The sequence below is a fragment of the Microcystis sp. LE19-8.1F genome (assembly GCF_027531715.1).
GTDB classification, from domain to species: domain Bacteria; phylum Cyanobacteriota; class Cyanobacteriia; order Cyanobacteriales; family Microcystaceae; genus Microcystis; species Microcystis wesenbergii_A.
In genome coordinates this window covers 1-12,839 of sequence record NZ_JAPZSO010000123.1, presented here as the reverse complement: position 1 = coordinate 12,839, position 12,839 = coordinate 1, and the positions used below count along the sequence as shown (strand labels likewise).

Annotated in this window: 12 protein-coding genes; 5 read left to right on the top strand and 7 right to left on the bottom strand. The window is 41.0% G+C overall.

Features of this window, described 5'->3' with window-relative positions:
- The first annotated feature begins 211 nt into the window (after nt 1-211).
- Nucleotides 212-1,714 (top strand): DEAD/DEAH box helicase, encoded by a 1,503-nt coding sequence (locus tag O9334_RS12200; protein WP_287727303.1) that lies wholly within the window; start codon nt 212-214, stop codon nt 1,712-1,714.
- A gap of 60 nt (nt 1,715-1,774) precedes the next feature.
- Complete coding sequence (locus O9334_RS12195; RefSeq protein WP_002762185.1) at nt 1,775-2,125, top strand: 4a-hydroxytetrahydrobiopterin dehydratase; 351 nt, start codon at nt 1,775-1,777, stop codon at nt 2,123-2,125.
- Here the strand turns inward: O9334_RS12195 and O9334_RS12190 are convergent.
- The 6 genes from O9334_RS12190 to O9334_RS12165 all read right to left on the bottom strand — a co-directional run bounded on the left by O9334_RS12190 (nt 2,122) and on the right by O9334_RS12165 (nt 8,821).
- A complete protein-coding gene (locus O9334_RS12190; RefSeq protein ID WP_045359172.1) occupies nt 2,122-3,000 on the bottom strand; it encodes an NAD(P)-dependent oxidoreductase in 879 nt (292 codons plus the stop codon). The genes O9334_RS12195 and O9334_RS12190 overlap by 4 nt on opposite strands.
- 157 nt (nt 3,001-3,157) lie before the next feature.
- Nucleotides 3,158-5,050: a BRCT domain-containing protein gene (locus tag O9334_RS12185; protein ID WP_288000373.1), complete on the bottom strand. Its 1,893-nt coding sequence runs from the start codon at nt 5,048-5,050 to the stop codon at nt 3,158-3,160.
- A 441-nt stretch (nt 5,051-5,491) separates the two neighbouring features.
- Nucleotides 5,492-5,650, bottom strand: coding sequence for a type II toxin-antitoxin system HicB family antitoxin (locus tag O9334_RS12180; RefSeq protein WP_242017309.1), 159 nt, complete (start codon nt 5,648-5,650; stop codon nt 5,492-5,494).
- 242 nt (nt 5,651-5,892) lie between these two features.
- Nucleotides 5,893-6,615, bottom strand: coding sequence for a restriction endonuclease subunit S (locus tag O9334_RS12175; RefSeq protein WP_045359175.1), 723 nt, complete (start codon nt 6,613-6,615; stop codon nt 5,893-5,895).
- Nucleotides 6,612-8,378: an N-6 DNA methylase gene (locus O9334_RS12170; RefSeq protein ID WP_288000372.1), complete on the bottom strand. Its 1,767-nt coding sequence runs from the start codon at nt 8,376-8,378 to the stop codon at nt 6,612-6,614. Before O9334_RS12170 ends, O9334_RS12175 begins: the two co-directional genes overlap by 4 nt.
- 212 nt (nt 8,379-8,590) lie before the next feature.
- Nucleotides 8,591-8,821, bottom strand: a complete 231-nt coding sequence (locus O9334_RS12165; RefSeq protein WP_002732463.1) for a type II toxin-antitoxin system CcdA family antitoxin — start codon at nt 8,819-8,821, stop codon at nt 8,591-8,593.
- A 332-nt stretch (nt 8,822-9,153) separates the two neighbouring features.
- Between O9334_RS12165 and lepA the strand changes: the two genes are divergently transcribed.
- Genes lepA through O9334_RS12150 form a run of 3 tightly spaced genes read left to right on the top strand, consistent with a single transcriptional unit; the run spans nt 9,154 to nt 12,346 of the window.
- On the top strand, nt 9,154-10,965 hold the full coding sequence (lepA, locus tag O9334_RS12160; protein ID WP_002762209.1) for a translation elongation factor 4: 1,812 nt from the start codon (nt 9,154-9,156) through the stop codon (nt 10,963-10,965).
- Nucleotides 10,966-11,020: 55 nt separating this feature from the next.
- Nucleotides 11,021-12,199 carry an AAA family ATPase gene (locus tag O9334_RS12155; protein ID WP_288000371.1) on the top strand — a complete coding sequence of 393 codons (1,179 nt, stop codon included), beginning with the start codon at nt 11,021-11,023 and terminating at the stop codon, nt 12,197-12,199.
- 3 nt (nt 12,200-12,202) lie between these two features.
- Nucleotides 12,203-12,346: a hypothetical protein gene (locus O9334_RS12150; RefSeq protein ID WP_190380798.1), complete on the top strand. Its 144-nt coding sequence runs from the start codon at nt 12,203-12,205 to the stop codon at nt 12,344-12,346.
- Between the two features lie 249 nt (nt 12,347-12,595).
- On the opposite strand, the gene O9334_RS12140 is transcribed toward O9334_RS12150, so the two are convergent.
- A partial coding sequence (locus tag O9334_RS12140) for a transposase (RefSeq protein WP_288000367.1) occupies nt 12,596-12,839 on the bottom strand: 244 nt, incomplete at its 5' end.

Sequence of the window (12,839 nt, the reverse complement as noted above, 5' to 3'; positions counted from 1 at the left end):
GTCGTGCAAAATTAATTTCCTAGTGAAGATAGGCAAGAGGCAAGAGGCAAGAGGTGGTTAGATATGTGTAATTAATTTTGCTTAGGTACTTATCAGTTATCAGATGTAAGTTTTCAGTTCACTTATACTGTTTACTGATAACTGATAACTGATAACTGATAACTGATAACTGATAACTGATAACTGATAACTGATAACTGATAACTGAAAAATGCGCTTACCCACCCTCAAATATGAGCGAGGAACCTTAATTCTCCATCCACCACCAAAAGGGAAAAAATGGCTAGATTTTGCCACTTGGGATGATCGTATCGAAAGATTTCGCATTTTGGCCATTCATTATCGTCCTCTCGTGGAAACCCTACAGGAGGAGGGTATTAACTTCCAAGATGAAGCAAAAGCTTTTAACAATTTAGAATTAATTGCCAGTTTTGAACGGGAACCCTACCCCCACCAAACTGAAGCGTTAATCGCTTGGAAAAAATCCCAGAGAAGGGGTGTTATCGTCCTTCCCACCGCTGCCGGTAAAACCTATCTTGCCCAATTAGCTCTGCAATCGACTCCCCGCAGTACCTTAATTATCGTGCCGACTATTGATTTAATGCACCAGTGGTATGCCCAGATGTTGGCGGCTTTTCCCGATGCCGAGGTGGGATTATTAGGGGGAGGTTCTAAGGATAATAGTGCTATTTTAATCGCCACCTATCAAAGTGCGGCAATTTATTCAGAAACTCTTGGCAATCGTTACGCTTTTTTGATTTTTGATGAATGTCATCATTTACCATCGGATTTCTTTCGGAAAATAGCGGAAGATTCGATCGCGCCCTATCGTTTAGGCTTAACAGCAACACCGGATCGCGGTGATGGTAGTCATCAGGATTTAGATTATCTTATTGGTACAATTGTTTATCAAAAAAGTCCCCAAGACTTGTCAGGAAAAGCCCTAGCGGATCATGAAATAATTCAAATTAAAGTGAAATTATCTGCCAAAGAACAGGAAAAATATCAAGAAGCAATTAAAATTCGCAATGATTTTTTAAGAAAAAATAATCTCAGTTTGTCTGGTTTAGATGGTTGGCAAAATTTTGTCATGATTAGTGCCAGAAGTAGCGAAGGGCGCCGGGCGATGTTAGCGCACCGGGAGTCGAAGGAAATATCCTCTGGAACCCAGGGAAAATTGCGGGTTTTAGCCGAGTTAATCTGTGAACACTATCCGGAACCAATTTTAATTTTTACCAACGATAATGCCACAGTTTACCGCATTTCCGAGAGCTTTTTAATACCTGCCATAACCCATCAAACTCCCGTGAAAGAACGCCATGAAATCCTGACCCGTTTTCGTCAGGGAGAATACAAAATTCTGGTGACTTCCCATGTTCTCAATGAAGGGGTTGATGTGCCGGAAGCGCGCATCGCGATTATTTTATCGGGAACCGGTTCCACCCGGGAATATATTCAGCGTTTAGGACGGGTGTTAAGAAAAGGGCAACAAGAGGATAAACGGGCGATTTTGTATGAAGTGATAGCCGAAAATACCACGGAGGAAAAAACCTCCCAACGACGACGGGGAGAGCAGAAAAATAAAACTAGCTATAAAACCGGTAATCGACAATTGGAATTATTGCCTTCTGCTCCGAAAAAATCTTTTTCTTTCCCGAAAGCTGCCGAATCTTCTACCCCTTGGGTGAGTTCTCCAGAGTCAGAGGAAGAATAAAAAATTTCTCTGGGGGATTTTACTCTATAATAAAGGTAAAAAATCTAGATTGATAGCCCTATGACCGAACTTGCTCAACAAAAATGTCAACCTTATCAATCGGGTTCTTCTCCTATCACTGCCGAGGAAATTACCGCTTTACAGGCTAAAATTCCCGATTGGAATCTCTTAGAATACGAGGGTATTCCCCGTCTGCAAAAACTCTATAAATTTGCCAATTTTCAAGGGGCAATCGCCTTTACTAATGCCGTGGGAGAAGCGGCGGAAAAAGAAGGCCATCACCCCGCTTTATTGACAGAATGGGGTAAAGTTACCGTTTCTTGGTGGACCCATGACGTGGGCGGATTACATCAAAATGATTTCATCATGGCTGCCCGTACCGATGATATTTATCGTCAACAAAAGGCCTAATCGTAGGCGCGAATCATCGCTTGGGTTCCCTGTTTAATTCCCTTGCCTTCGTCCAATTCCGCTACTACTTTAAATAGAGTTTCCGCTAAATCTGTCCCGGGCAGAATTTCCCCGGCTGTCTGGGCAGTTTCTTTGACTAATCGCAAATCTTTTAAGATATGTTCAATCATAAAAGCTGGCTGTAAATCTTGGGCGAGGATTTTTGGTCCCAAATTTTCCAAAGCCCAAGAACCCGCCGCCCCCGTTTTACAGACTTCTATGACTAAATTGGGGTCTAATCCTTGAATTTTTGCCATTTTTAGAGCCTCACACAGCGCCACCATGTGAACCGCCCCCAAGACTTGATTACAGAGTTTTACCGCTTGTCCGTTGCCAATTTCGCCACACCAGCGAATAGTTTTACCCATGGCTTGAAAACAGGGCAAACAAGTCTGAAAATCCGCTTCTTTCCCTCCCACCATAATAGTTAAAGTGCCGTTTTTCGCCCCAATATCGCCCCCAGAGACGGGAGCATCGAGAAAACGGAGATTATTTTCCTCTAGCTTTTTACCAATCATCCTAGCGGCTTGAGAGCCAATGGTACTCATATCCACCACCAGAGTTCCCACCGCTGCCGATTCCACGACACCCCCTGGTCCTAAAATCACCGCTTCCACGTCAGGCACATCCCCGACGCAGGTAAAGACAATCTCGGCATCCCTGACGGCGGCGGCAATATTAGAACAAATGTTCGCACCTGCTGCCCCAGCAATGGTTATCCCTGGCGCCTCTGGGGTACGATTCCAAGCATTGACAGCAAAACCTCGACGGACAAGATTAGTCGTCATCGGCGCTCCCATCACTCCTAATCCTAAAAAGGCAATTTTTTGACTCATAATTTTCGTAATCAAGGGAAGGGGAATTATGAATTATGAATTATGAATTATGAAGTGGGGTGTATTTTCAGTGAACAGTAAACAGTGAACTGAAAACTAAAATCTGATAACTGATAACCGATAACCGATAACCGATAACTGATAACTGATAACTGTTTTAGGATTCTACCATTTGCAGAAATTGGGCTTCTGAAAGGGTTTTTATGCCTAATTTTTGAGCCTTTTTGAGTTTCTCACCGGGGGCTTTACCGAGGAGAATATAATCAGTATTCGCACTGGGGGAACCAGTAACAGTACCACCGACATTAATAATCAATGATTTCGCTTTCTCGCGACTGATTTTGCTGAAGGTTCCTAGTATAACTACGGTTTTTCCCCTTAGGGGATTTTCTGCGGATTCTTGACTCGTTTGGACTATCTCCGCTGCGGGTTGCACTTCTAAACTTGTGTCGGCAACCGGGATTTTTTCTGCTGCTACTACTGGAGTTTCCTCGGCAATCACCGGGGGAGTTTCCGGTTCTTCTACTACAGGAGTTTCACTAATAATTGCTTCTGGTTCATTAGTGGTAATAGGAGCAGTTTGTTTAGAGAAATCGTCTCTTTCTTGCTGTAGGTTTTGAATTTTAACCTCTAAAGCGGCGATTTCTTCTTGCTTAGTTGTTAACTCACTCTCAAGCTTAATTTTTTCTTTTTCTAAAGCTTTAGCTGCCGTTTTTTGGGGTTCTAAATCTTGAGTTAGTTGGCGATTTTGTTGGCTTAATTCCTCGATATGACGGGAAGTTGTGGCTTCTAATTGGTCTTTTTCGGCACTTAACTGGTGTAGTTGAATCTCTAAATTAGAAATGTTTTCCCGATAGGTTTCTAGCTGTTGCGGTAACTGGTTTAATTCCTGTAATTGCCCTTCTAAATCCGCAATTTTTGCCTGAGAATCAGCTAATTGTTGGGGTAACTGGGTTAATTCCTGTAATTGCCCTTCTAAATCAGCAATTTTTGCCTGAGAATCAGCCAATTGTGGCGGTAACTGGGTTAATTCCTGTAATTGCCCTTCTAAATTAGCAATTTTTTCGGCAGCAGTGCTTAATTCTGCCGATAATTCCCCTTTCTGGGCTGCTAAAGCTTGTAACTCCAGTTTAGCTGCTTCGAGATGAGCGCCGAGACTGTCCTTTTCGGCGGTTATGGCTGTCACTTGAGCGACGGTTTCTTGGAGTTTTATAGTTAAATTGTCGCATTCTTGGCCTAAAGAGAGCGATCGAGTTTGACTTGCGGCTAAATCTTCGCTGAGAGACTTTTTTTCCCGCTCTAACCCGCTAATTTGACCCTGTAAGCTGGCTATTTCTTGCTGTCCTCGCTCATACTGTTCTGTTTGGTCAGCCAGATTCTGTTCTAAGGTTTGAATTTGACCTTGCAAGTTGGGAATTTGGGCAGCTAAATCGCTTAATTCTTGGTTTTTATGCTCTAAATCGGCCACTTTGACCTTTAATTCCTCGGCTTTTTCTAGTTCTTGCTGTAAGAGAGCTTTATCCTGTTCTAGGGTCTGAATTTGACTATAGAGAGAGGTGGTCTGTTTTTTGGTCAAGTCAAATTGACGGTTAATTTCACCTTTTTGCTGCTCTAAAGTTTGAATCTGTGCCTCTAGGCTAGTAATTTGGGCTTTTTCTGCCTCTAACTGCTCCATCAAACCAGCTTTCTCCGCTTCTATTTCCTTAGCGGTGGTTTTCAGTTGTTCGATTTCACCCTCACCTATCTGGACAGCTTGCTGGAGGGACTGGAGAGAATTTTCTAAATCCGTAGCTTTGTGCTGTAATTGGGCGGAATGTTGTTCTATGTAAATTATTTTGGCGTGCAGCTGCTGATTTTCGTCTTTTAACTCTGATTGCGCCACTCCTAAACCCTTGACTTGAGCCAATAAATCTGAATTACTTTGCTGTAATTGCGCTTGTGCGGCTAAAAGGGCGGTATTTTTGCTGACGAGACCAGAGCGCGACCAGAGGAATAGTCCTCCGAAAACAGCACTTAAACCTAATCCTTCATAAATTAATTCGTTGAGCATATCTACCCTCCTAGACAAGCGAAAAACAGTCACCTAACCGAACTGATGCGGCAATTTTGGTTATAGACCTACATCTCTACTTATATCAGTTACGGGGTGCATTCGGGGAAAGGGCGGGGAAAAAGTCACTTCTTTCCTCCCGGTGTAAAAAGGTGATTTAGCTATTCGCGTTATGCTAATTTGTACCTGATCCCATTCTTGGGTGATTTCCTGGTCAATTTCTTCCTGATGATTAAAATAGTAGCCTATTGCCGCAGGAGCTTCGGCTGGCTTTAAATTAAGGGTGCTGTCGGCATATTTCTTCTACAGACCAACCGGAGGTAAGATAATCCATAACAATCTGTGCGACTCGAATACTTTGACTCAAATCCTTGTTAGACTTGGATTATAGCATTTTTACCAAGCAACATTTTATACTAAATCCGCTTAAGTTTCCGCGTTTCATGCGGCCCAGAAAGTAACAGACTCTCGAATCACTTCTTGTCCTTGCAGTTGCTCTTCAGCTAATATACGATTAGCTTCTAAGACTAGCTCAATTGCTTCCTCTAAATTGCTTCTAGTTTCTTCTAGAGTCTCTCCTTGAGTATTAGCTCCTGGCAATTATTCGACAAAACCAATATAGCCTTCGGGAACTTTCTGGAATATTTTTGTGAGTTTTAGTTGCATGATTTACCTCAGAATTTTAAATTATATAACCCACCATCATTAAAGACGAGTGTAGGTTGGGTTGAGGCACGAAACCCAACTAATGTCCTATTATCAAATAATTATCAATGATTTTGCCCGGTTATCGGATGGGGTGTTGGGTAACAGTCGTCAACCCAACCTACCTTCCGCGCTTTCTAGCTGTCGGTTCTAAGAGTTAGATTACCAAGTACAAGCTGAGCTAAGTCATCAGCTTTCTTTGATTGTTCTGCCGCCAATGTCCTTAGCGTAAACTCTTGTTCGACAGCATCTCCAATTTGTGTTTGAATCTCTTCTGGGGGAACAATTATTTGTAATTCTAGTAATCTAGACGGGCTAATTCTCTGTCGCCCTGTTGCACCAGTAACGTTTGCTGTCGCTTGTCGGGTAAAATGATCAGAACGTAAAGCCCGAAAAAGGTAATAAAGATTAATCTCGGCTTGTGATTTTTTTCGCAAAACAATAAATTCAGTTGACGCTACTGCGTTAGTTACATCTTGAGTTACTAGCGCAATCTTTTTGTTGGCCAAGCTGGGCATGATCTTGGCGAAGAGAATGTCATTCTTTTGAAAGCGATGTTTTGTACTTCCAATCTCATTTCCTTGATTAAGTTTAAGAGTTAATATATAGCCATAAATATCATCTACTTCTCGTAAATCTATATATTCAAATATTTGACCAGCATATCTACCAGAGCGTGGATTAACGCTTCTTGATACAACATCTACAAAGTTTCCTAAAGGCTGCTGTTCAAACTCACCTATTTGCTCATGCAAATATTGTGTATAAGCTGCACCAGCATCAACTGTATCGATACTACGGGCTGATTCTTCAGTGATTGTTAATATTAAAGGGTCTGGTTTAATTAACTCGATAGTCATTGCAATTTTAGTTTTACTCCATGATAGGCTTCCGCGATAACAGGTAAATCATTGAGATCAGTTTCTCTATAATATTTTGAGGTAATGTCATAGCCAACGTGTTCTGCTTGTGCTAAAAAACGCTTTTTATTGTCTCCAGTAGTCTTCTTGAGATACAAAACACAGGTTCTAGCATTAGACCCCCCAAACGGCTTAAATGATCCGACAGGTAAGCTTATACAACCATGAATATGTGTACGAGATTTCACAAAGTTGCGAACTTCAGTCTCGGAAACTCCGCTGGCAACACCATGGGGCAAAATAACTAGCAAACGTCCAGTTTCAGGCTTTAATAGTCGAATTGCTCTCTCAAGAACCAAATAGTCTGAACCTTGAGCAGCTTTACCTCGTCCTAGATAATACCGGTTTAAAGTAGCAGAATCTTCATAGGGTATATTGAACGGGGGATTAATGAGAATTACATCAAACATTGCTGCGTTATTTTGCTCAATATTTAAAAAATCAGTTCTGCGTCCATCTGTATTCTCAAAAACATCTTCTCTAATTGAATCTCCTGTATAAATATGTTCATAGCCATCACCATGTAAAATCATATTTATTCGACATAAAGTGGCTAACCGAGGATTTATCTCAATTCCCCATAGATTATTCGTGACAAGATTACTAACTAAATGATCTTTTTCATCTTGGCTAGAATCAAGAAATCGAATTTTTTTGCGGACATTAATAAACGCTCTAATAAGAAAGCCACCACTTCCGCATGATAAATCAAGGACTTTTTCTCCAATTTTTATATCAGCTATCTCAACCATGAACTCAACTAATTGTCTTGGGGTTAAATACTGTCCTAAGTCCCCTCGGAGTGTTCCAGTAAGAAAGGCTTCATAAACAGAACCAACTACATCTCCTCCTGCTCCAGCCAAGCCAAGTGGTGTCTTAAAACCATAAAGACCAAAAGGCTCTAATTCACGAACAATTTTTTCAACAGTTTCGTTGCTTCTAATTTGAATTTGAGTTCCCGTAGGGAATACATTAAAAGTCTGTTTTGCGTCAGTAAACATTTGCTGTAAAGCAGCTAGAGGTCCACTGCCAAGAAGCCAGGAAGATGTAAAGCGATTGGCTGCAAGGCCTTCAGCATCTCTTTTCTCTTCGTTAAACTTACAAGTGAGAATTTTAGTTAGCTCATCAAATGCAGACTCGGCAATGAGTCCTTCTTTAGCTAACTCTTTTCGACATTCCCTAAATGCTATTTCTAAGTCACCTTTATTTTCAATAGTTACTAAAAGTCGCTCAGCAGCTTGTCGCTTTTCCAATTGAACTACATTGCTAGAGACAGTAAGTATTGTGCTTTCAAGCTCTTGCGGTTCAGGAACGGATTCTAATCCGCCAATATCGTCTCTATCCAAATAATAAATCTCCCAATCACGTCCATTAGTCAGAACTGCAATTGGTGTAGATGGTTCAAGAAGTTGAGCATAGGAAAGCGCTTGGTTAACATCCTCCTCGCTGAATCGATGCTGAATACGCTTGGTTTCAACCACAAGAGCCGGACGTTCCCCAATATAAACAACGATATCAGCTTGCTTTCTAAATCTATGTCCTGAAGTTCCAGTGATTGAGACTTTTCGACGTATCTGGTTCCTGTCGTAACCAAGCCTCATTATGAAAGGAATAACAACATTCTCAGCACAGTCGTCCTCAGAGTTCAACGGTGGTGCTTTGCGAAAAATGTCATCTAAGATAGCCTGTTTATTCAACGGCATAATAATCTATACACCTATGGGTTACACGATAACTAAGCCTACTGCAAACCAGAGCAGTAGGTAAATAGCTTAAACCGTTGCGTTGCTGTTACAGGCAATACTACTATTAACCAGCTTAGTTGGGGAAAAAATCTCAATTACCGTCAATGGTTGACCTAAGAAAATATTTCAGTCTCTCCGTCGGGAAATAACCTATTAGAGACTGAAAAATCTTAGTCATTCCATTCCCCTTTGGGTGGTACGGGGGGATTGCGTCGAAGATGACGGGTTAAGTCCTCATCCGGTTGTTTCTCTCCTCTTAGCCACTGTTTAATCGCTGTTTCGATAATGCGACTAGGATCGTTAGTCAGGTGTTTAATCTGGTCTAAAACTTCCGAGTCAAGGTGAATAGCGATTTCAACTTTCTCCGCCGTGCGCTGAGTCGGTGTAGCATTGTCGTTCATAAGCTCTATTAATGATTGCTATCTATCATTCTACCCGTCAGTCGAGGATTCTCATCCAAGAGTTTATCTATAGTAATCCGATTTGGACAAATCATACATCTTTCCCTTAGCCATTGCCCTTTGTCTGATTTTGTCACCATAATCAAGCCTACCCTAGTTTCCTGTGGATGCCGAGAGGGAAAGCCAAGGCCAAAACCCTGACTATACTTGCAGTTTAGCTTTTTTACCTTTTACTTTTCAGTTTTGCTCCAGCCTTAGAGACTTTACCTCTACAATGAATTAAGGAATCTAAAATTTTATAAACCCCTGACTTTTGCCAGCAGTGAACCACGATGACTGACGTTCCCGTTTCTCGCATTCGCAATTTTTCCATCATCGCTCATATCGATCATGGTAAATCAACTCTCGCCGATCGCCTCCTGCAAATTACGGGAACCGTAGCCCAACGGGAGATGAAAGAACAATTTCTCGATAATATGGACTTGGAACGGGAACGAGGTATCACCATCAAGTTACAAGCGGCACGCATGGATTATACCGCTAAGGATGGTCAAAAATACGTTCTCAATCTGATTGATACCCCCGGCCATGTGGATTTTTCCTACGAGGTTTCTCGGTCTCTAGCGGCGTGCGAGGGAGCTTTATTAGTTGTGGATGCGTCCCAAGGAGTAGAGGCGCAAACTTTAGCCAATGTTTACCTAGCGCTGGAAAATAACCTCGAAATTATCCCAGTTTTAAATAAAATCGACCTACCCAGTGCCGAACCGGAACGGGTCGCGGCGGAAATCGAGGAAGTGGTGGGTTTAGACTGTAGTGAGGCGATTCGGGCTTCGGCTAAGGCTGGGATCGGTATTAATGATATTCTAGAGTCGATCGTCCAATTAGTTCCCCCTCCCCAAGATACCCTCGAAGAACCCTTCCGAGCTTTAATTTTTGATAGTTATTACGACGCTTATCGAGGGGTAATTGTCTATTTCCGCGTCATGGATGGTCGGGTGAAAAAGGGCGATAAAATTCGTTTTATGGCTTCCGGTAAAGAATTTGTGATCGATGAATTGGGAATTTTATCACCGCAACAGGTACAGGTAAATGAACTGCACGCGGGAGAAGTGGGTTATCTGGCAGCCGCGATTAAAACCGTCGCCGATGCCCGGGTGGGTGATACGATTACTCTAACCGCTAAACCAGCACAAGAGCCTTTACCCGGTTATACGGAGGCAAAACCGATGGTTTTCTGCGGATTATTCCCCACGGATGCCGATCAGTATGCCGATCTCAAAGATGCGCTGGAAAAGTTAAAATTAAACGATGCAGCTCTATCCTACGAACCGGAAACTTCTAGCGCCATGGGTTTTGGTTTCCGTTGCGGTTTCTTGGGACTGCTACACATGGAAATCGTCCAGGAAAGACTAGAAAGGGAATATAACTTGGATTTAATTACCACTGCTCCCTCGGTAGTTTATCAGGTCACTACCACCGATGGGGAAATTGTCGAAGTGGATAATCCTAGTTTGTTACCTTCCCCACAAAAACGGGAAAAAATTGAGGAACCTTATATCCAAGTGGAAATGATTACTCCGGAAACCTATGTAGGCGCTTTGATGGAATTATGTCAAAGTCGTCGGGGAGTTTTCAAGGATATGCGTTATTTTACTAAAACCCGCACCGCTTTGATTTATGAGTTACCTTTAGCAGAAGTGGTGACGGACTTTTTTGATCAATTAAAATCTCGATCGCGCGGTTACGCTAGTATGGAATATCAATTAATTGGCTATCGGGAAAATGAGCTAGTTAAATTAGATATTATGGTCAATGGTGATCCCGTTGATGCTTTAGCGATGATCGTTCACCGGGATAAAGCTTATTATGTTGGTCGCGCTTTAACCGAAAAGTTAAAGGAATTGATTCCCCGGCATCAATTTAAGGTTCCCATTCAAGCAGCTATTGGTTCTAAAATCATCGCTAGTGAACATATTCCCGCTTTAAGAAAGGATGTCTTAGCTAAGTGTTATGGTGGTGATATTAGCCGCAAGAAAAAGCTGTTAGACAAGCAAGCAAAAGGGAAGAAACGGATGAAAGCGATCGGAACTGTTGATGTCCCCCAGGAAGCATTTATGGCAGTTCTAAAACTCGATCCGCAGTAAAGTCTAGGGGTGAGAATTAACTCACCCTTTTTAGTTTTGGCAGTGGCTAATTATTATGAAGCTTTTGAGATTATCCTATCAAGATTTAGCCTCTGGATTAAGTATAGATTCTTGCGACTTTTTTTCAGATTTGAATTTATTAGTTGGTATCTCAGGTGCAGGAAAAACCTCGATTTTAAAGGCTATTAGTAATTTAAAAAGAATCGCTAACGGTGCATCCATAAATGGGGTGAAATGGGATGTGGAACTTTTAACCAATGATAATGTTCGTTATCATTGGTTGGGTGAATTTGAGGTAAAAAAAGCGCGTTCTCTCATCAAGATTGAAGAAGATGAAGTCAATAGTAATGACGGCGAAAATAAGGTTAGTATAATTAGGGAAACTCTTTTAAAAGATCAAGAGGTTTTGATCGAAAGAAACCAAGAGGTAATTGAGTTTAAACATTCAAAGACACCAAAACTACCATCTTATTTAAGCTGTATAGAGCTTTTCAATCAAGAAGAAGATGTTTTCCCTGTTCGACAGGAATTTAACAAAATGATTTTCAATTCACTTAAGTTTAATAGCTCATATTCAGCAGTTGATAAAATCTTGGAAAACGACGAATATGCCGAATATAAATCTCTCTATGAATTACAATCGAGTCAACTTCGTATTTCCGACAAACTACTGATCACATATCAAAAATATCCCGATACGTTCGAGATAATAAAGAGAAAGTTTTTAGATATTTTCCCTCAAGTTGAAGATTTAAAAATAGAATTTTTAGAACCATTAAAACTAGGTGATCTGTTTGTTTCATCAACTCCAATGGTTTTATTTGAAGAGCCACCTCGCATACAAATAAAAGAAAAAAACTCTCATGTCTGGATTTTAGACCCAAATATCTCCTCTGGAATGATAAAAAGCCTGATGTTCTTAGCAACGATCGAATTATCTGCTGCTGGCAGCGTTATATTAATCGATGAATTTGAAAATAGTTTGGGGGTTAACTGTTTGGACACTTTAACAGAAGATTTATTAGTTAATTATCGAGATTTACAGTTTATTATTACCAGTCATCATCCCTATATAATCAATAATATCAGTCCTGCCTATTGGAAAATAGTCACTCGTAAAGGAGGAGTAATTAAGGTAAACAATGCGGTCGATTTTCATATTTCTAAAACTCGACAAAAAGCCTTTATTGATCTTATCAATGTCTTAGAAGAATTTCCCCAAGGAATTAGTTAATCGATGAATATTTATTTTTTAGTTGAAGGAAGAAGTACCGAAAAAAAGCTTTATACTGCCTGGTTAACTCATCTTATTCCCGAAATTGAGCGAGTTGATTTTTACGATCAAGCCAATCACAACAATTATACTAAATCCGGTTATTAAAGACTGATTATCTATTCCCTCTTTTGCATGAGTGCCTCTTGCATGAGTGCCTGTCCTGATATGTAGCCTATACCCAACGGATTTAGTATAATTACCAGCGACGGCGATAAAGGGTCTAATCCTAAGCATTTTAAGAAACATTATCAGAGGTGGCGAAGAGCATCGGAAAAGCCTTTCTAGAAAACAGAAAGACTCAAAGAATCGAGAAAAGGCAAAAATCACTGGCTCTTCGTTACTCTTTATGCTAAATCAACAGACAAGATGCCAAGATAACATACTTCTAACCCAAAAATTCCGAAAGTTTCTAAAGCCATAGCCTCGCCGTTTTATTAGTTTAAGTTTATTGTTGATTCCCTCGACTACCCCATTCGTTGTTCTTCGCTCGAAATAACTAATGATTTCTCCAAACCAGTTTCGGATTGTTTGACAACTCTTGGTAAAAACAATGGAGGATTTTGCCAACCATTCCGAGATAGATAGCAGTCCTTCTGTC